Source organism: Gordonia sp. (in: high G+C Gram-positive bacteria), assembly GCF_049299075.1.
GTDB lineage: Bacteria > Actinomycetota > Actinomycetes > Mycobacteriales > Mycobacteriaceae > Gordonia.
This window is the reverse complement of record NZ_JBAQWU010000136.1, coordinates 1-18393: the sequence shown is the minus strand read 5'-3', so window position 1 is coordinate 18393 and position 18393 is coordinate 1. Positions and strand designations below refer to the sequence as shown.

General features: G+C 66.0%; 20 protein-coding genes. 14 read left to right on the top strand and 6 right to left on the bottom strand.

Annotation, left to right across the window (positions count from 1 at the left end; all coding sequences use genetic code 11):
* Window positions 1–435: 435 nt before the first annotated feature.
* Window positions 436–1692: a serine--tRNA ligase gene (gene serS, locus WAW85_RS04625; RefSeq protein ID WP_422558472.1), complete on the bottom strand. Its 1257-nt coding sequence runs from the start codon at window positions 1690–1692 to the stop codon at window positions 436–438.
* Between the two features lie 113 nt (window positions 1693–1805).
* On the opposite strand from serS, the gene WAW85_RS04620 reads away from it, so the two are divergent.
* Together WAW85_RS04620 and WAW85_RS04615 are read left to right on the top strand one after the other, a co-directional pair.
* Window positions 1806–2858 (top strand): septum formation family protein, encoded by a 1053-nt coding sequence (locus tag WAW85_RS04620; RefSeq protein ID WP_422558471.1) that lies wholly within the window; start codon window positions 1806–1808, stop codon window positions 2856–2858.
* A 2-nt stretch (window positions 2859–2860) separates the two neighbouring features.
* Window positions 2861–3211 (top strand): metallopeptidase family protein, encoded by a 351-nt coding sequence (locus WAW85_RS04615; RefSeq protein ID WP_422558470.1) that lies wholly within the window; start codon window positions 2861–2863, stop codon window positions 3209–3211.
* On the opposite strand, the gene WAW85_RS04610 is transcribed toward WAW85_RS04615, so the two are convergent.
* Together WAW85_RS04610 and pheA are read right to left on the bottom strand one after the other, a co-directional pair.
* Complete coding sequence (locus WAW85_RS04610) at window positions 3208–3852, bottom strand: histidine phosphatase family protein (protein WP_422558469.1); 645 nt, start codon at window positions 3850–3852, stop codon at window positions 3208–3210. The two genes, WAW85_RS04615 and WAW85_RS04610, sit on opposite strands and share 4 nt — an antisense overlap.
* A 1-nt stretch (window position 3853) precedes the next feature.
* Window positions 3854–4786: a prephenate dehydratase gene (gene pheA / locus WAW85_RS04605; RefSeq protein ID WP_422558468.1), complete on the bottom strand. Its 933-nt coding sequence runs from the start codon at window positions 4784–4786 to the stop codon at window positions 3854–3856.
* A 115-nt stretch (window positions 4787–4901) separates the two neighbouring features.
* Here pheA and WAW85_RS04600 point away from each other — a divergent pair, with 115 nt between their 5' ends.
* The 9 genes from WAW85_RS04600 to WAW85_RS04560 all read left to right on the top strand — a co-directional run bounded on the left by WAW85_RS04600 (window position 4902) and on the right by WAW85_RS04560 (window position 10962).
* The gene (locus WAW85_RS04600; protein WP_422558467.1) at window positions 4902–5645 is read left to right on the top strand and encodes a DUF2470 domain-containing protein; all 744 of its coding nucleotides are present in this window, start codon (window positions 4902–4904) and stop codon (window positions 5643–5645) included.
* A gap of 8 nt (window positions 5646–5653) precedes the next feature.
* On the top strand, window positions 5654–6358 hold the full coding sequence (locus WAW85_RS04595) for a class I SAM-dependent methyltransferase (protein WP_422558466.1): 705 nt from the start codon (window positions 5654–5656) through the stop codon (window positions 6356–6358).
* A 214-nt stretch (window positions 6359–6572) separates the two neighbouring features.
* Window positions 6573–7376: a CPBP family intramembrane glutamic endopeptidase gene (locus WAW85_RS04590; RefSeq protein WP_422558465.1), complete on the top strand. Its 804-nt coding sequence runs from the start codon at window positions 6573–6575 to the stop codon at window positions 7374–7376.
* 109 nt (window positions 7377–7485) lie between these two features.
* Window positions 7486–7647 carry a hypothetical protein gene (locus WAW85_RS04585; RefSeq protein WP_422558464.1) on the top strand — a complete coding sequence of 54 codons (162 nt, stop codon included), beginning with the start codon at window positions 7486–7488 and terminating at the stop codon, window positions 7645–7647.
* A complete protein-coding gene (locus WAW85_RS04580; protein ID WP_422558463.1) occupies window positions 7644–7841 on the top strand; it encodes a hypothetical protein in 198 nt (65 codons plus the stop codon). Before WAW85_RS04585 ends, WAW85_RS04580 begins: the two co-directional genes overlap by 4 nt.
* 10 nt (window positions 7842–7851) lie before the next feature.
* A complete protein-coding gene (locus WAW85_RS04575; protein ID WP_422558462.1) occupies window positions 7852–8706 on the top strand; it encodes an MBL fold metallo-hydrolase in 855 nt (284 codons plus the stop codon).
* A gap of 159 nt (window positions 8707–8865) precedes the next feature.
* Window positions 8866–9336, top strand: a complete 471-nt coding sequence (locus tag WAW85_RS04570) for an AMIN-like domain-containing (lipo)protein (protein ID WP_422558461.1) — start codon at window positions 8866–8868, stop codon at window positions 9334–9336.
* A 272-nt stretch (window positions 9337–9608) separates the two neighbouring features.
* Entirely contained in the window at window positions 9609–10340 is a 732-nt protein-coding gene (locus WAW85_RS04565; protein WP_422558460.1) for a transporter substrate-binding domain-containing protein, read from the top strand.
* Complete coding sequence (locus tag WAW85_RS04560; RefSeq protein WP_422558459.1) at window positions 10294–10962, top strand: alpha/beta hydrolase family protein; 669 nt, start codon at window positions 10294–10296, stop codon at window positions 10960–10962. The genes WAW85_RS04565 and WAW85_RS04560 overlap by 47 nt, the downstream gene beginning before the upstream one ends.
* On the opposite strand, the gene WAW85_RS04555 is transcribed toward WAW85_RS04560, so the two are convergent.
* Complete coding sequence (locus WAW85_RS04555; protein ID WP_422558458.1) at window positions 10946–11938, bottom strand: polysaccharide deacetylase; 993 nt, start codon at window positions 11936–11938, stop codon at window positions 10946–10948. The two genes, WAW85_RS04560 and WAW85_RS04555, sit on opposite strands and share 17 nt — an antisense overlap.
* 566 nt (window positions 11939–12504) lie before the next feature.
* Here WAW85_RS04555 and WAW85_RS04550 point away from each other — a divergent pair.
* Window positions 12505–13389, top strand: coding sequence for a helix-turn-helix transcriptional regulator (locus tag WAW85_RS04550; RefSeq protein ID WP_422558457.1), 885 nt, complete (start codon window positions 12505–12507; stop codon window positions 13387–13389).
* 200 nt (window positions 13390–13589) lie between these two features.
* Window positions 13590–14510 (top strand): LysR family transcriptional regulator, encoded by a 921-nt coding sequence (locus tag WAW85_RS04545; RefSeq protein ID WP_422558456.1) that lies wholly within the window; start codon window positions 13590–13592, stop codon window positions 14508–14510.
* A 32-nt stretch (window positions 14511–14542) separates the two neighbouring features.
* Here WAW85_RS04545 and WAW85_RS04540 read toward each other — a convergent pair whose 3' ends face one another.
* Together WAW85_RS04540 and WAW85_RS04535 are read right to left on the bottom strand one after the other, a co-directional pair.
* Window positions 14543–15712 (bottom strand): CaiB/BaiF CoA transferase family protein, encoded by a 1170-nt coding sequence (locus tag WAW85_RS04540; RefSeq protein WP_422558473.1) that lies wholly within the window; start codon window positions 15710–15712, stop codon window positions 14543–14545.
* 120 nt (window positions 15713–15832) lie between these two features.
* Entirely contained in the window at window positions 15833–17410 is a 1578-nt protein-coding gene (locus WAW85_RS04535; RefSeq protein ID WP_422558455.1) for a Rieske 2Fe-2S domain-containing protein, read from the bottom strand.
* 190 nt (window positions 17411–17600) lie between these two features.
* Here WAW85_RS04535 and WAW85_RS04530 point away from each other — a divergent pair.
* Window positions 17601–18393 (top strand): SDR family NAD(P)-dependent oxidoreductase (locus tag WAW85_RS04530; protein ID WP_422558454.1); only part of this gene is annotated, 793 nt, incomplete at its 3' end.

Genomic DNA, 18393 nt, shown 5'->3' with positions numbered 1-18393 from the left:
GGGCAGGCTGGCCGGCGGCCCCCCGGGGCGGGGCGTACCGCCAGGTGGGGAAGGCTGTGCATTCACCGTCGCCAGGATACCGGCGCGGCGCTCGCGAACCCGGTCGCGCTGGTACGCGTCCGCGTCGGAGTGATCCGACGTGCTATCGCATTCAGTAATGAGACCGCTGTACCTGCAGGTCGGCCACGGTCGGCCCGTTGGTGTTGAGGTAGCTGTCACAGGCGGCGGCCCCGTCCTTCGGCGCCGTGCATCGGGTCGCACAGGTCAGCGTCACCGGAATCGGATCGATGGCCGAGTGCACGGCCGGTCGCGAGCCCTTCGGGGTGCAGGAGGCCACCGCCCGAATCTCAGGTCGCGTCTGTTGGACGCACGCCAGCGGCGCGGGCAGATCGCCCTTGGCGATCGCTTCCTGGTTGGTTTCGGTCGGTGCCGCGATCAGCGGGGCTCGAGCACCGTGAAGCCGGTGAAGGTGGCGAGCTCGTCGGGCAGGATCACCGAACCGTCGGGCTGCTGGTGGTTCTCTAGGATTGCGACCAGCCAGCGGGTCGTCGCGAGGGTGCCGTTGAGGGTGGCGGCGGTCTGCGGTTTACCGTTCTCATCGCGATAGCGGGTGGCCAGGCGGCGGGCCTGGAATGTCGTGCAGTTCGAGGTGGAGGTCAGCTCGCGGTAGGTGCGCTGCGACGGCACCCAGGCCTCGCAGTCGAATTTGCGCGCCGCGGAGCTGCCCAAGTCGCCGGCGGCCACGTCGATTACCCGGTAGGGGACGTCGATGGCGGCGAGCATCGACTTCTCGAAGTCGAGCAGCCGCTGATGCTCGGCCTCGGCTTCCTCCGGCTTGCAGTAGACGAAGCCTTCGACCTTGTCGAACTGGTGAACGCGAATGATGCCGCGGGTGTCCTTCCCGTACGAGCCGGCTTCGCGCCGGAAGCAGGTCGACCACCCGGCGTAGCGTTTCGGGCCGCCGGACAGGTCCAGGATCTCGTCGGAGTGGTAGCCGGCGAGCGGCACCTCCGAGGTGCCGACCAAGTAGAGGTCGTCTTCTTCCAGGCGATAGACCTCGGCGGCATGCTCGCCGAGGAATCCGGTGCCGCGCATCACCTCGGGCCGGACCAGCACCGGCGGGATCATCAGGGTGTAGCCGGCCGCGGTCGCTTTGGCAGCAGCCATATTCAGCAGGCCCAACTGCAGCATGGCGCCCGGCCCGGTGAGGAAGTAGAAGCGCGAACCGGACACCTTGGCGCCGCGGCCCATGTCGATCAGACCGAGGGCCTCGCTGATCTCCAGGTGGTCTTTTGGATCGGGGATTTCACGCGGGGTGCCGACGTGCTCAAGGACCCGGTAGTCGTCCTCGCCGCCGGGCGGCGTTTGCGGTGCGGTGAGGTTCGAGATCGCGCGATGCGTCGCGGCGAAACTCTCTTCGGCCTCGTTCTGCCGGGCGACGGCAGCCTTCACCTGGTCGGCGAGCTCCTTACCGCGCGCCAGCAGCGCGGCCTTCTCATCGCCGGATGCCTGGCCGACCTGCTTGCCGAAGCTCTTCTGCTCCGAGCGCAGCGTGTCGGCTTCGACAATCGCCGCCCGCCGGAGCGCGTCGGTATCCAGGAGCTTGTCGACGAGGCTCGGATCCTCCCCGCGGGCGCGCTGTGAATCGCGGACCAAATCGGGGTTTTCGCGCAGAATCTTCAGGTCAATCACGGTTCAAACCCTACTCGGCGGACAGTTGCGGCGGGCACCAGGCATGATGGACGACGATGAGCTCTTCCGAAGTTGATAGACAAAGCCCCGAAGGTACGGTTCCTGCGCCCCGCGTGACGGTGTCGCGGCTGGTTGCGGTGCTGGTCGCAGTGCTGCTCGGTGCCGTCGCGGCGGGCGGTGTTATCGCCTGGCGCGGTGGATTCTCCGAGTCCGGCGGCCTGGGTTCGACGGTCATCGGTGAAGGCGGCTCCTACAACGAGACCGACTTCACCCGATCGCAGGCTGGCGACTGCCTGACCTGGACCGACGATAACGCCGGGACGCCGACCAAGGTGAGCTGCGTCGAGGGGCACCGATTCGAAGTCGCGGGCACGCTGGACACCGCGCAGTTCCCCGGATCCGAGTTCGGTGCGAATGCACCCTGGCCCGGCCCCGAACGCTTTGCGCTGGTTCGCGATGAGCAGTGTGGCGTCGTCGTCGATCGATACCTCAACGGAGGACTCGATCCGCAGGGGCGCCTCGCCGTCGGCCTGATGTTCCCGTCACAGTCTCAATGGGATCGAGGTGCGCGGGTCCTGCGCTGCGGCATCGAGCAGCCCGGACCGAACGGTGACCAGCTTGAGTTCACTGGCCGTGCCGCCGACACCGACCAGTCGTTTGCTTGGCCCGAGGGCACGTGCATCGGGTTCGACGAGGCGACACGCAAGCCGACGACGCAGCCGGTTGACTGCTCCGCGCCGCACGCTTTCCAGACCACGGGCGTCGTCGATCTGTCGCAGCGCTTCGGTGCCCGAAATTCGGGTAAGCCGTGGCCGGCGATCGCCGCCCAAAACGAGTACCTACAGACCATCTGCCCGAACCGGACGAACCAGTTCTTCGGCGGCGAGAACAAGTTCAAAGCCTCCACGCTGAACGTGCAGTGGTCGGTGATCTCCGAGGTCAGTTGGATGAACGGGAGCCGGCGCGTGGTGTGCTACGTCGCCCTGCCCGATCGCGGCGGATTCGCGAAGTTGGTCGGCGACGCGCGGGAGCAATTGCTGGTCAATGGCAAGATTCCGGTGCCGCCAGAAGAGGGCCCGCCCGGGCGCGCCTTGCCCACCCCCGTTCCGCTGCCAGGTGGCTATTCGCCCAGCGACCAGGAACAGCCCGCTCCCGGCGGCGGATAGGCATGCCGTTCGCGATGAACGACAAGGACTTCGAGATCCTTGTCGGCGAAGCGTTGGACTTGCTCCCCGAGGAGCTGATGAACGCCATGGACAACGTGGTGATCATGATTGAGCCGTTCAACCCGGAAGACCGCAATCTGCTGGGGCTGTATCACGGGGTCGCGCTCACCCAGCGCACCACGGAATACGCCGGCTATCTCCCGGACACGATCGAGATATACCGCGACATCATTCTGTCGATCTGCCACACCGCAGAAGAGGTGCGCCAGCAGGTGGCGATCACCGTGCTGCACGAGATCGGGCACCACTTCGGCATCGACGACCAGTGGCTGCACGAGCACGGCTGGGGCTAACCCAGCGGCTCGGCGACCGCGGAGAGGAAGTCGGTCGCGGCGCCCCAGCGGTTGAGTTGCCAGCCGTCGTCGGTGAGTTCGAGTTCCACCGAGTCGGTGTTGCGCAGATGATTGCGCAGCGCGAATTCCGGGTCGACGTTGGCCAGGTGCGCGGCGATCAGCCGAATGGCAGCGCCGTGCGAGACCAGGTACACATCGCGCGGATCGGCGACAAGTAGGTTCTCGTCGGCCAGCCGGTTGAGCACAGGCACGTACCGGGCATGCACCATCGCCAATGATTCACCGCCGGGTAGGCGGGCGTCGAGGTCACCGTGATGCCAGGCGTGCACGACATCGCGGAAGGACTCGTGCGCTTCCCGGTCGCTGCGGCCTTCGAGGTCGCCGACCTGGACCTCATGGACGTCATCGATGGACGTCGTGTCGACGTCCCATGCCGACGCGATCAGCTCCGCGGTTTGTCGGGCGCGGTTGGCCTGCGAGCTGAGGAGCACCGCCGGTGCGGCCAGCGGATTGGTCAGCCCGAACCGGATCCCTTGGCTCGCCCCGAAATCGGTGAGATGTGCGCCGGGCAGGGCGGTATCGAGCTGCTGTCGGATATTTGCGGTGGTCTCGCCGTGGCGGACCAGGAACAGCCGTGCCATTTCAGTCGCCTCCCTCGGTCAGTTCGGTGAACCAGTTGATGCTTTCAGTGTGATCAACGGGCGGGCTCGCGCCGTTGTTCCGGTCTACTGGCCACGATCCGAGAAAGACGACCCGTTCGGCGGTGCGGTGCAGTGCGCGCAGGGCTTCGCCGACGGCGGCGTCGTCGAGGTGACCGGCTGCATCGAGAAAGAAGCGGTACTGGCCGGAGGCGCCCTGCCTGCGTGGTCGTGACTCGATGCGGGTGAGATCGACTCCGCGAGAAGCGAATTCGGTCATCGCGGCGACCAAGCTGCCCGGCCGGTTGGATAGATCGAGGATCACCGAAGTGCGGTCGGCCCCGGTGCGTGGTGTCGGCCGGCCGGCCCGCCCGATCAGCAGGAAGCGGGTGTGGGCGTCGGGAGAGTCGGCGACGTTCTCGGCGATCGGGACCAGCTCGTAGAGCTCCGTGGCAATCGGCGTGGTGACCGCCGCATCTGCTTTGCCGAGTGAAACATCCTGCGCTGCACCGGAGTTTGACGATGCGGGCACGAACTCGGCATGTGGAAACTGTTGCTGAATGCGCTCGCGGACCTGCGCTGCGGCGACCGGGTAGGCGGCGAGGGTGCGCACCTGATCGGTGGGCAGGGCTTCGCGACCGGCGATGCTGAAGGCAATGTCGAGCGTGGCTTCGGCGTACGCCTGAACGCGGTGCTCGGCGTCGCGGGGCACGAGCGCGTCCATCGTGGCGGGCACCGAACCCTCCAGCGAACTTTCGATCGGGACGCAAGCGTAGTCGGCTTCGCCGCTGCGGACGAGCGCGATGGCGGCGGCCGGCGAGTTGGCGGGAACCGTGCTGACCTGATCGTCGACTTCGACTGCGCGGCGCTCCAGTAGGAGGTTTAGCGCCATTTCGGTGAAGGTTCCGGCGGGGCCGAAGTAAGCGAAGACGGTCACGACGTCCAGGGTAGTCGGTCGGGAAAGGTCCGACGGTGCTTGACGAACTCCCCGCAGCACTCTAAGTTAGGTCACCATAAGTAAGGTGCACCTAAGTATGAATGGAGCAGGCCTCGTGACCGCAACCGAACCCGCTGCCGTCGCCGTCCCGTGCGACGCTGAACGGATCCAGACGGCGTGCCGCCGCGCCCAGGAGGGCACGCTCTCGGTGGACGGATGCGCGCCGGCCGCCGTCGCGATGGTCCATCTCTTCGAATCCGAAGCGTTCATGGTGGTGCCCGATGACGCCCCGGTGCGTGAGCTGGCTGAGCTCGCCCTCGACGGAACGCCTGCCATGCTGGAGCTGGCCGACTGTGCGCCGATCAGCCTGCGCGAGCGGGTGCGGTCGCTCATCTGGCTGTCGGGCCGGGTGCACGCGGTTCCGTCTGAACTCGAGCGGGAACTCGCTGTGGAGATCGTCGGCGACCATCCCGATGCGCGACTCTTGGACGTCGGGCACGGCCACTGCCTGCTGCGCCTGCACGTCGACAGCGCCGTGATCGCCACGGCGGCGGGGGCGTCATCGGTGGATGCGAGCACGCTCTCGATGGCCGAACCGGACCCGTTCTGGGAGTACGAGGGTCAGTGGCTCTCGCATCTGGATGCCGACCATCAGGACCTCGTCTACCGCCTCGCGAGCCGGTTTCCCGAAGCGTTGCAGCGCGGTCGGGTTCGGCCGCTCGGACTGGACCGCTTCGGCATCACCTTCCGGGTGGAGACGGCTACGTCCGACGACGATGTGCGCCTCGCGTTCGGCCGCCCGTGCGCCGGGGTCGGCGACCTGTCTGCTGCTCTGCACGACCTGGTGGACGAGCAGTGACGTCCACCATGAGCCGGCGCTTTGCCGCGCAAAGCGCCCTGGGCTACGACGCACGGATCGTGAACCTGGTCCCCGGCTACGCCGAACTGCACGAGATCAGCGCGGCACTGCTCGCCGCCCGGCTGCCCGAACGCGCGCGGGTCCTGGTGGTCGGTGCGGGCACCGGCACCGAGACACTGGCTCTGGCGCAGGCGAATGCGGGCTGGGAGTTGGTCGGCGTCGATCCGTCGGCGGATATGCTCGCGGTGGCCCGCCGCCGCGGTGCGGCCGCCGGGTTGCCGAACGCGTCCTTCCATGAGGGGTACGTCGCCGATCTGCCGGACGCTGGGGGATTCGGCGCTGCGGGATTCGGCGCTGGAGGATTCGACGCGGCCGTCAGTCTGCTGGTGATGCACTTTGTCGCCGGAGACGACGCCAAGGCTACTTACCTGGGCGAGATCGCGGGCCGTCTGCGAGTGGGCGCACCTCTGTTGCTGTGCGATCTGATGGAACACGATGAGGACGACCTCGACGTGATCGCCGAATATGCCTGTGCGCGTGGGGTTGGCACCGAGGCGCTGGCCGGTATCCGGCAGCGCCTGCAGGCCGATTTTCACCCGCTTAGCGAAGAGCAACTCCGGGAGTTGGGCGAGGTGGCCGGATTTGCCCTGCCGCGTCCGTACTTCCGCGGAGTCGCCTTCGTCGCGAACGAGCTGCAACGGCGCAGCGACTGACGCGACCGGTCAAACCGGCGCAGATGAGGGAACTGGTGACTCATCTGCGCCGGTTTGACCATCAGAATGGTCGATGGGCGGCCGACGAGGGGCGCTCCACCGTCGGGGACCCGGTGTGTGGTCTCGTAGCGAGGCCGTGCCTGCTTCGGTGGTTGAGCCGGGGCCGAGGTACGAGGCTCCGTGTCGAAACCACGCCCCGGCTAGGCTGGCGACCGTGACGCTGTGGACCCGGTTGCGGGAGGCTCCCGAACCGGACGTACCCGTGGTCCGCGACGCCGCCGAGCGCCGCGCGTTAATCATCGAGCTGGTAATCGTCGGGGTCCTGACGTTCGGTTTTTCAGCGCTGTCAGCGATCCTCTGGCTGCTCGACGCCCAGCTGACCGGCGGCATCGGATCAACGACGGTGGAGCTGAACCCGGCCGAGTCTGACGTCGCCGGGATTGACTTTGTTCGCCAGTGGATGCGCGCCGCGCGCCTCGTGGCGATCGGTGCGCTTGGCGTCTATCTGTTGTGGCGCAGCGGGATTCGGCTGTCGAAGGTCGGGATTGCCCGGCCGGCGCAGCGCGATGTTCCGCCCGCGTTGGGACTCGCCGCCTTGATCGGCTTGCCTGGTTTGGCATTGGTGGCCCTCGCCGCCGCGCTCGGTCTGAACGCGGAATTGGTGCCAGCGCCCGGCGACACCACCTGGTGGCGGTACGGCACGCTGGTGTTGATCGCTATCGGCAATGCGGTGGCCGAAGAAGTGATCGTGGTGGCCTACTTCCTGATTCGGCTGCGGCAGCTCGGCGTCGGGCAGTACATGGCGCTGGCCTCGTCGGCACTCCTCCGCGGCAGCTACCACCTGTATCAGGGCTTCGGCGGGGGAGTGGGAAATGCGGTGATGGGCGTGATCTTCGCCCGCTGGTACCAAGCCACGGCGCGCCTGTGGCCGCTAATCATCGCGCACGCGGTGATCGACATCGTAGCCTTCGTCGGCTACGCCCTCCTCGCCCCGCAGCTGTCTTGGCTTAGCGGTTGACGATCTCACCGTCATCTCCTGCACCCGTGCTGCAAGTGGCGACATCGGCGACGAGCCGGCGGTAATCGCACTGGAATAGTTCTGCCCTTGACTCGCCGGGAGACGAGAAGTGGAGACGGCGCTGTCGTCGGGGAAACAGGCCGCGTTTGTCTGCGCGATGGCCGGCGCGAGGGAATCGAAGGCCTTTCTGTCGGTACTGGACACGCTGCTGCGCGCCTACATGGGCGGGGCGATTCTGGCGATAGGTGCCGCAATCTGGGTGGCGCAGTGACCATCGTGCTGGTGCTGGTGCTGGTGCTGGTGCTGGTGCTGGTGCTGGTGCTGGTGCGCGGCGCCGGTGCAAATGGCTGGTGTCGACCGGTGTCGTTGCCGCTATCGATGTCGACGTCGGTGTCGGGCAAGGTGCACGGGAAGACCCGGCCGATTCAGCGTAAGCCGGAGGAGGAAGTGGTGATCGCTGGATAGGGTTTCCGGCATGGAAGCGGTTCGGCTCAGCGCGCACGTCACGATGCTGCCCGGTGACAGAGGTGGCGCATTTCCGCACGGCAACCCGCTGGTGGTGCGGGGTGGCGATACGGCGGTGCAGATCGACTCGTCGATCGCCCACCGGGCGGGCGACGTCGACCTGGTGCTGCTCAGCCACGGACACGAGGATCACATGGTCGGGCTGGGCGCGACCACCGCGCCCGTCATGGTGCATCGGCGTGATGTGGAGACCGTGCAGTCGTGGGAGGAGTACCGGCGGGTGACCCATCTCGTGGAGAGGGAGAACGCCGAGGACCTGCGGCGCACGTTCGCGTTGACCGAGCGGCCGGACGCCACATCCTTCGACGACGATGCGGTGATCGACGTCGGCGGCGGCGTCACGATCGGTGTCGTGCCGCTGCCCGGGCACACGGCCGGACACTGCGGCTTCTACGTGGAACCGGACGGGGTGTTCTTCACCGCCGACGTGGACCTGTCGTCGTTCGGTCCGGTGTACTGCGACGAAGGCTCGGTGCTGGCGGACGTGCGCGCGTCGTTGGCGCGCTGCGCGGAGATCGACGCCGCCGTCTATGCCACGTTCCATCACAAGGGCTGCTATACCGACCGCGATCGCTACCGGGCTGACCTTGCGGTGCACACCAATGTCGTTGACGTGCGGGAGGAGCGGATTCGCGCGTTACTCCAGGACCGCGCGCGGAGTGCGGTGGCACCGGCGGAGCTCGTCGGGCAGGGAGTTGTGTTCACCGTCGGCGGTCGTCGCCCCTGGTACGCCGACACGATGGAGGAGCACATCATTGCGGCACATCTGGTGGAACCGGGGCAGCCAGCCGGCATATCGGGGTAGACCGGAGACATGAGGTACGCACGCGCATGTCTGGCCGTCGGGGCATCGTCGGTACTCATAGTGGCGGGTTGCAGCAGCGAGGAGGCCCCGGAGCCGTCCACGTCGACGACGGTCGGGACACCGAGCGATCCGGTCACAGCGGACCCGACAACAGACTCGATGGTCACTGAAACCGTCACCGAGACAACGACCAAACCCGCCGTGCCGACGGCCGCATTGCCGCAGGAACAGGCTGCGTCTGAGAGTGCCCGGCTTTCGGTGACCGGGGTGCGAGTCGGCCGGCACGACGGCTTCGACCGCGTCGTGTTCGACCTCGCAGGAACACCCAGCCCGGGCTGGATGGCCCGTTTCACTGACGATCCGCGCCGCGCCGGCAGCGGCGATCGCGTCGAGATCGCCGGCCGGAGCGCCATCCAGGTGACGATCACTGGCATCGGCTACCCGTCCGATACCGGCGTCGAACCGTTCATCGGGGCGGTCGGCGGGGAAGGCGGCGTCACGCAGGTCGACGTCGCCGGACCGTTCGAGGGGCAGGCCGTCGCCTTCATCGGCAGCGCAGCCGAGAACCCCGCCGTGCGAATCAGCACGCTGAGTTCACCGACGCGGCTGGTCGTCGACATCGCGCGGTGACCGAGGGGCCTTTCGCAGAGACTTTGGTGCTTTGACCGACACCTGGTGTCGCTCAAAGCACCAAAGAGTTTTCGCGGGCGGTTAACCGAGCCCGTCGCCGGGATATCAGGCAGGGTTGGGGCGGTCGTTGGATCAGGCTCGGTGGTGATCTGACTGGTCAGCAGATAATTCGGACTTGTCGCTGACCAACTGCGGGTTGTTCGGGTTGAGGCGCGAAATGTGGAATGTTGGGCTTCATATTCCACGTTGGACTGCGCCAACTACGAGGCTCCATGCGAACAATTCGCGGAATCGGACGGGTAGCAGGGCTGGGCGTCGCGGTGGCCCTGGTTCTCGGTGCGACGGCCTGCGGATCTTCCGGCGAGCAGTCGGCGGGAACGTCGTCCGCCGGTGCGTCGGGTTCGACGACGACGGCGCCGTTCGACGCGTCGGCGCTGCGCAGTCAACTGCCGGAATCAATCCAGGAATCCGGAGAGCTTCGCGTCGGTACGAATGTGCCATTCGCGCCGATGAACTGCCGGGATGGTGAGCGTCTCGTCGGCTTCGACATCGATTTGGTTCAGGCCATAGCCGAGCTGCTGGAACTGAAAGTGGATGTCCAGGAGCGGCCCTTCCCGAGTCTGATCGGCGGCGTCGAGAACGGTCGCCTTGACATTGCGGCGCGTGGAATATTCGATACAGCCGCGCGTGAGGAAAAGGTCGACATGGTCACTTATCTGCGCGTCGGTACCCAATGGGCAGTGAAGGCCGGCAGTGACATCGATCCCACGGACGCCTGCGGACGCAAGGTCGGCGCGCTGGCCGGTACCACGCAGGAGACGACGGAACTCCCGGCGAAGAGCAAAGCGTGCACATCGCTCGGTGAGATCGACATCGTCGACTTCTCGAGTGAGTCGGCGGCGTTCGCGGCACTGACCAGCGGACGGGTGGATGCTGTCTCCGCCGATTCGTGTGTTCGTGACGTTCGCGCGCCGCCTCGCCGAACGCGGACTCGCCGTCTATAACGTCGAATATCGCCGCGTAGGGGCTGGCGGTGGATGGCCGACGACCTTCTCCGACGTCGCCGAAGCGATCGACTACATCCCCAATGTGCAGGCGGCGAATCGGTCGATCGACTTGAGCAACGTCGTCGTCGCCGGGCATTCAGCGGGCGGACAATTGGCCATGTGGTCGGGTATCCGGCACAAGCTAGACGAGAACGCGGTCGGCGCCAAGCCGAAGTCCCGTCCCCACCAGGTGATTTCGTCGGCCGGACCAGTTGACATGGTGACGGCTGTCGGGATGGGCGACAGGGCCATCGTCACGGCTCTCGGTGGCCGGCCTGACCAAATCCCGGACCGGTACTCCATGGTCGATCCGATCCAGAACATCGATCCACAGATCCCGACGATCGCCATGAACGGCGATCGGGACCGCACCGTGCCCGCCGTCCTGGGTCAGAACTACGTGGCCGCGGCACAGAAGGAAGGCGCGAAGTCGTCGTTCGTGATGATCCCCAGCGGGAACCACGTGTCGATCGTCGACGCGAACAACGAGCAGTTCCTCACCGTGCTGGAAGTAGTCAGCCGGGCCGCTCACCGCGGCAAGGGAGAGTTGACGCCGCCGCGCACTACCGCGTCGCGCTGACGGCGACCGGCGCACGCCGTTGCCACTGGGCCAACAGCGCCGGATCCTGCAACTCCATCCAGGCGATGACGTCCTGATAGGTGGCGCAGATGGTTTCGGGCTTGCCGCACGCATCGCGCATGAAGTCCCACGTCGCGGGGTTGAATGCGTTTCCACTCCAATCGTTGAAGTGATTGGCGATCACCAGCGGCGCACGGTTTCCGTTCAGCGCACGCTCGTACATGTAGTCGTAGGTCTCCTTCACAACGCGACGAATCTTGGGTGCATCCTGCGGCCGATTCTTGCCGCCGTTGTACGAGACCCAGAAGTTGTAGTCGAGGGCGGTTTGGTTCTTCTTCAGGCTCGGTGAGTAGACGTAGGGCACCGGGAACTCCCAGATGCCGCGTTCCTTTTCCGGCCACGCGATCCCGGTGTATTTCGCTGGGAACGACGAATCCCAGGTCATGTCGTGTGCCCGCAGCGCCGGGAAGAGTGTGCGGGGGCTGCCTTCCAGACACGGCGTGCGGCCGCCCTTGATCACCTCCGGGCCAAACGCCGAATCGGCACCGCCGATAATTCCAGTGTTCTCGCGCCAGTTCGTCATCAGAGAGAAGAACTGATCGAGCTCATGGTTCCAGTCGGCCACGGACCAGTCCTTGCCCGGATGCTTTGTTCCGGCACAGAAGTGCCCGACGAAATGCGTCCCCATCTCGTGCCCGGCGTACCAGGTGCGATTCGGATAGTCGATCTGTTGCCGGACCTCCGCTTTGGTGCCGCCGAATGCGAGCGATGACTCGCCGGGCCGGTGACCCGGCCCCCGATACTTCGAACGAGCCTTGTCGGTTAGGAAGTAGAGACCGGTCAGCAGGGCCGTGAAGCGCGCATCAGTCTCATCTGCGGCCTTGAGGAACTCGTCCCAATTGGGGGTCACGCCCACGCCGTCGAACGAGAACAGGATGAACTGCGGCGGGTTCTCGCCAGGAGCGAGCTTCGTCATCGGAACGTTCGAAGCCCGCCGAACTGGGGCGTCAGGAGTCTCGGCCGCGGAAGAGCCCGGCGCGCTGTCCTGTCGATGCGCAACACCCTCGACGGTGACGCAACCGGCGAGAAGGAAGGTGACGCACAGGCCCGCGATGGCCGCCGTCCATCGGCTCGCCGCGGCCCGATGTCGACGGCGCCGATTCGCGGCGGGGGCAATTCTGCGCGGGAGAGGGTTTTCCACGTCACTTCCGAGATGTCGAGCTGCGATTGTGGGTCGCCCTCAATACTAGATAATGTCGCGCGTATGCGGCGAATTGAGCTGTTCGACATCTCCGTGTAGTAGTGATCGAAACAAAAGTCTGTGATGGAAGGACAAATTCAAATTGATTCCGGTGGTACTTAGACTTTCTGCTGGGGTTGTTGTTGCGAGGGCAAAAATTCCTGTTGAATCCTGGTCGGGGCATTCGTTGGAGTTCGGAATGGGCGATCGAGGTATCGTCGGTTCCCGATGGAGAAACTGCTCGGCTACCGGTACAGAGATGACGGGGTGAGTGCGATCACAGAGCCAGATCGGTGTCCGCCATGAGCGATCGAACCAGCGGGGCGGCACGGACTCGGCAGGGCGGGCCGGTGCCGTCGCCGAGGCCGGGGGAGAGCGAAGTGTCCCCGGGGCGCGACGTCGGAATGGGAATCGGCGTGGGAATGGTGCGCCAAGGATTCGTTGATTCAGTGGGGTGGACGTTCGCCGACCGGCAGCACCAGGTGCTGATTTGGCATAGCGGAACGGCAGGCTCGAAAGAAGTGGCTTTCGACGGCGGGCGGGGTGCCCGCGTCATTCCGCGCATGAGTAACCTCTGGCTCGTACCCGCTGGCCATCGTGCGGCCGGCGAGGCGAAAGCGGCCGCCTTCGAGTTTTTACACGTGAGGATCCCGGCGGTCGCGGTGGGCGGTGCCGAACTGAATCCGGTCGTCGGATTGCGCGACCCCGTTCTCCATCGGTTGATTGAGCGGCTCGCGAGCACCGCCGACCGTCACGACGTCGTCGTCCGGCTGCTCCGCAGTTCACTCGTGGACAGCCTGCGCTTCCATCTGCTCGATGCATACGCCGCGTCCCCGTTCAGTCCGCGAACAGAGTGCGCACCGCTTACTGGTCCGCTGAAACAGCAATTGATCGACTACATGCGTAGTTCCTCGGAAACTGACCTCGACCTTGAACAGTTGGCGGGTCTTGCGGGGATGTCTGTTTCTCGATTTCGGAAAGCCTTCTCCGAAGCATTTCACACTACGCCTCACCAGTACCTGCTCGACTTGAGAATAGAGCAGGCAAAGGCATTGGTGACGAGTACCCAGATGTCGATGAGCGAGATCAGCGTGCTCACGGGCTTTTCGAGCCCGAGTCATTTCGCTACCGCCTTCAAAGCCCGAGTTGGGGTGTCGCCGACGGCTTATAGAAAAGACAGCCGATAGCCAACCTGTTCAGAAGGGGAGAAATTTTCGCGCCTGCGCCAAGGTTTCAAAAAATCTCGCGGCTCTTATAGTTTCGTTTCCTCGACCCGGGTGTCCGAACCGAGCAACGGTAGTATCTGCGAGGAGTGGTGGATCGACCGCTCGCCATATGCAGCCAGTGGGCATGAGTGCAGTCAGATGGGCGGATGTGACGGTTGATTGTGAACTCCGAGAGCGGTCGCGAACGGAAGGTGCCGGCGCTGGACCTGCGTCGCCTTGAACAGTTTGTCGCCGTGGTGGAGTGCGGTTCCCTCACCGATGCGGCTGCGCAACTCGGCGTGACGCAGCAAGCGCTGTCGGTCTCGATCCGAGCGCTGGAAGAACAGGTCGGCGTCACCCTCTTCACCCGCTCGCGGGGGATGCGACCGTCCGAGTCGGGGCTACGACTGTACGAGTCAGCGCAGGTACTCCTCGCGGGTGCGCACCGGCTCATCCCGGACGTCCAGGATTCCGCGCGGTCCCAGTCGGAGATTGTGCGGGTTGGTTATACCCCGGGCCTGTCGTCAGTGGACGTCTTCGACGTGGTGCGCGACGGTTTTCCGGCCGACGCGATCCTGCAGTTGCAGGCCCTGTATCCGCGCGCGCTGCGCCGACAACTGGAGCTGGGAAAGATCGATATCGCGTTCCGGCGCGGCGTGCTGCCTCCCGAGGGTTATGCGAGTGCGGTCGCGGGGTTCAGTCGCCTCAACGTGGCAGTGTGCACCGATGTCGCGTCGGATCTCGACTCGGCGGGGATTCACCTTTCCGAGCTGCGGGGACTGTCCCTGGTTCTCTGGGCGCCGGAGAGCCGATCGAGCTACGCCGCGTACTTACTCGCGCAGTGTCGGCGTATCGGATTCGAACCGGACGTGCAGGTAAGTCGCTTCCAGGGACTCGACCAGGTTGCCGCACCGCTCGCGGTGGAGCGCGGCTTCGCGCTGGTCACTGCCGATCCGGGACGACACTGTGGTGGCCGGATCACAGTGTTGCCCGTCCGGGAACAGATGCAGGCGCCGATCCAGGCGCTGTGGCTTCCGACGTCCCGCTGCGGAGTGGTCGGCGACGTCGTCGCTGCCCTCACCGCCCGGGCGGAACTGAGCTGACCCGCGTCGTCAGCGGCAATGCCCGACTGGAATCACGGCAACTCGTTGGCGGGGACGATCGCGTCCGGGCTGAGTCCAAGGTCGCTGAGGATCACGGCGGTGTGCTGGCCGAGGGCGGGGACGTCGCCCATCGGGGCCTCGTAGTCGGCGAAGGTGGCCGGCGGCAGGAGTGCCCGGACTCGGGTGTGCTCGGTGCCGATCTCGCGCCAGCGGTCCCGGGCCGTCAGCTGGGGATGGTCGATGGCCCCGGCAACAGTATTGATCTGGGCGGCCGGAACCCCCGCAGCAGCCAGGCGTTCGGTCAGATCGTCGGTGGTGAAGCGAGCGCTGAGCGCGCCGACCACCGCATCGCAGTCGGCACGATGGGCGACTCGAGCGATATTCGTGGCGAAGCGCGGATCGGCCACGAGATCGGGCCGGTCGAAGACCTCGGTCATCAGATCGCGCCAGCCAGTGTCGCTCTGCACGCCGATCAGCACCTGGCCGTCGGCGGTCGGGTAGGCGTCGTAGGGGGCGATGGCGACGTGGCCGACACCCATCCGCGGGGGTTCGCCGTCGGAGTACATGCGGCTGTAGAACGGATAGCCCATCCACTCAACGGTCGACTCCAGCATCGACACGTCGATCTCGGCGCCTTCGCCGGTCCGTGCCCGGCGCAGAAGCGCGGCCAGCACGGCCTGGGCGCAATACATTCCGGCGGCGATGTCGGCCGTCGGGATGCCGGTCTTGACCGCGTGCTCGGGTGTGCCGGTGATCGAGATCAACCCGGCCTCGGCCTGCACCAACATGTCGTAGGCTTTGCGCTGCGAGTAAGGGCCGCCGCTGCCGAAGCCGGACAGGTTCACCGTCACCAGTTCCGGGTGGTCGGCCCGTAACTGCGTGGCGCCGAGGCCCAGCCGCTCGGCGGCGCCGGGCGCGAGGTTCTGCACAAAGACGTCCGCGCCGTCGATCAGCGTGCGCACCACGTTTCGGCCGGCCTCGGTCTTGAGGTCCACGGCGAGGGACTCCTTGCCGCGGTTGAGCCAGACGAAGTGCGCACCGGTGCCGTCGACGAGGTGGTCGTAGCCGCGGGCGAGGTCGCCGCTGCCGGGGCGCTCCACCTTGATCACGCGCGCACCGAAGTCGGCGAGCTGGCGGGTGGCGAGCGGTGCCGCGACCGCTTGCTCTAGAGCGACGACGGTGTAGCCGGTGAGTGGGTGGATGGGACGCTCCGTCCTTGGGGCGTGGTTTCGACTCGCTGCGCTCGCTCAACCATCGAAGGGAGAGCTCGCGCAGCCATCGAAGGGGAGGGCGCGCTCGATCGTGGAAGCGGGTACTTGCCGTCAGGCGTCGGTCTTTTCGGCGCGGAGCTCGTGGCCGCTGGAGGTGAGGCAGCGGCCCGACGTTAGATCCCACTGCCAGCCGTGCAGGTTGCAGGTCAACTTGTTGCCCTCGATGACCCCGAACTTGCTCAGGTCGGCCTTGAGATGGGGACAGCGGCGCTGGATGGTCCAACCGTCGAGTTCTACCGAGGCGTCGTCGTCGTGCGCCTCGGAGAACCAGCCGTCGGCGTAGGCGATCCGCTCGTCGGTGAGGCACTTGAAGAACGTGTAGAGGTACTCGTTGTAGCCGCCGATACGCCAGGTGGAGAAGCGCGTCGACAGGAAGATCGTGTTGACCCAATCCGGCTCGTTATCGCGCAGCACGGTGCGGACCAGCTCGGGGGCGATTCGGAAACCGTAGCGGTACTTGCCGTCGCCGTCCTGCCGCATCCGTACGGTCCGCTCGGGGAAGTCCAGGACGAAGGTCTCCTCGCCGACCACCAGCCCGACCGGGTAGCCGATGCCGTCGCAGATCAGATCCGACTGCGCCATGATCGGCTCGAACAGCTCCTTGAGCTGCGGCAGCAGCGGATCGCCGTCGGCCGGGGCCCACGACGCCTTCTCCGCGGCGATGATCGGCGCGAACTTCTCCTTCATAGCGTCCAGGTACGGCTTCTTGTTCTCACCGAACACCTGCTCCGGCGGATACGGGTGCTCGATCTCCAGCAGGTCGCGGCCGCGGAAGTCGGCCTTCGAGCCGGACACCATCATCAGACCGCGATGCTTCTCGCCGTCGTCGGTGCCGTGTGTCGTCATCTGCTCCAGGAACTCGGCCTGGTCGGGGAAGATGCTGGCCGCATCCTCGTCGCTGCCGGTGTTGAAGTCATTGACGCCGTACAGCTCGTCGTCGAGGAACATCGGCGGGCCGGCCGAGGGGACCACCCAGGTGGCGCCGACCTGCTCGATGTAGCTGCGCGCCCGGTCCATGCCGCGCTGACGTTTCTGCTTGGCGAAGTTCGCCTTCGACTTACGCGGGATGTCGTAGACCATCGGATACCAGATGGCGCCCGAATACTGCAGCAGGTGCACGTCGACGTGACCGAACTCGTCGTTGATCACGTCGAGATCGACCGGCCGGGCGTCGTTCATGTTGAAGACGACGGTCTGGCCGTCGTCGATCAGGATGCCCGAGTCGCCGATTGGGCCGTCCGCCGGTGCCCGCAGCGCGATGATCATGACGTCCAGGTCGCCCTTCGGGCCGGAGACCTTCTGCTTGACCGAGTCGGTGGTCTCCACGAACTTGTGAAAGCCGAGGCGCTCGAGGTCGCGCTTGAGATCGGGCACCGGGTAGTCGGGCAGCAGAACGGTGGCGTCCTTGTTGACGTTCTCGATCAGGTTCTGCTCGTCGTAGTGGTCGCGGTGCAGGTGCGAGACGTAGAGGTAATCGCAATCGCCCAGCGCTTTCCAATCCAGCTCGGTGTTGTCCGGGAACGGAATCCACGACGCAAAATACGCCGGATTGACCCACGGATCGCACAGGATCGACCCGGCCGCGGTCTGGATGTGGAAACCGGCATGGCCGATGGAGGTGATCTGCACGGGGCTGCGACCTTTCGGGTGGAACTGGGCTGTCGATAGATCTGGGGCTGTCCCCTCAGCTTATCGGGCGCCGACGACGCAGCGCCTGGGCCTTGAGTCCCGGTGTGACCGACCTAGCAGGCGCGCACCCTTTAGGTACGTTCGGGAGTACACATCGATCCACCGGGGTCGCTGGCGAAAGGGGTAGCGAATGCGGTGGCTCGATACGGCACTCGATCGGTCTGTGGTGCTCGGCTACTCGAAGCTCGGTTTCCGCGTGCGGGCCACGTCGTGGGCGGACGAAGAGCTGGCGCCGGGCGCGCTGGTGGGCCGGACCGTGGTGGTGACCGGGGCGACGTCGGGAATCGGGGCGGCCATCGCCGGACGCGTCGCCGACCTGGGCGGTGCGGCGGTGCTCGTGGGGCGCAACCCGGATCGCGCACAGGAGGTACGTGCGGGGATCATCCGGCGCAATCCGGCGGCCGTGGTGCGCATTGAACTCGGCGACATCTCCGATCCGGCGGACGTCCGTGATCTCGCTGCCCGACTATCCGAGGGCCCCGTCGACGGTCTCGTGCACAACGCCGGAGTGATGCCGTCTGCACGCACCGAATCGTCCGGCGGCCACGAGCTGTCGCTGGCAACCCATGTTCTCGGACCGATACTGCTCACTGAACTGCTGCTACCCCGGCTCGCCGAGAGCGATGACGCCCGCGTCATCTTCATGTCCTCGGGCGGTATGTACACCGCAGAACTGCCGGTCGACGACATCGAGTACCGCTCCAGCGAGTACCAGGGCGCGCGTGCTTATGCCCGCACCAAACGTATTCAGGGTGCATTGCTGGCGCCGCTGGCCGCGCGCTGGGCTCCGGCGGGCGTGATGGTGGCCGGTATGCACCCCGGCTGGGTCGACACCCCGGGGGTCAGCGACTCGCTGCCGCGCTTCGCCCGAATGGCTGGCCCGCTGTTGCGCAGCGCAGCGCAGGGCGCGGACACCGCGGTCT

Bases quoted from the DNA above. Each gene is read 5' to 3' on its own strand.
- WAW85_RS04615 (WP_422558470.1), top strand. From the start codon at position 2,861: ATGCCGTTCGCGATGAACGACAAGGACTTCGAGATCCTTGTCGGCGAA.
- WAW85_RS04610 (WP_422558469.1), bottom strand. From the start codon at position 3,852: ATGGCACGGCTGTTCCTGGTCCGCCACGGCGAGACCACCGCAAATATC.
- WAW85_RS04595 (WP_422558466.1), top strand. From the start codon at position 5,654: ATGAGCCGGCGCTTTGCCGCGCAAAGCGCCCTGGGCTACGACGCACGG.
- WAW85_RS04575 (WP_422558462.1), top strand. From the start codon at position 7,852: ATGGAAGCGGTTCGGCTCAGCGCGCACGTCACGATGCTGCCCGGTGAC.
- WAW85_RS04570 (WP_422558461.1), top strand. From the start codon at position 8,866: ATGGTCACTGAAACCGTCACCGAGACAACGACCAAACCCGCCGTGCCG.
- WAW85_RS04565 (WP_422558460.1), top strand. From the start codon at position 9,609: ATGCGAACAATTCGCGGAATCGGACGGGTAGCAGGGCTGGGCGTCGCG.
- WAW85_RS04555 (WP_422558458.1), bottom strand. From the start codon at position 11,938: ATGACGAAGCTCGCTCCTGGCGAGAACCCGCCGCAGTTCATCCTGTTC.
- WAW85_RS04550 (WP_422558457.1), top strand. From the start codon at position 12,505: ATGAGCGATCGAACCAGCGGGGCGGCACGGACTCGGCAGGGCGGGCCG.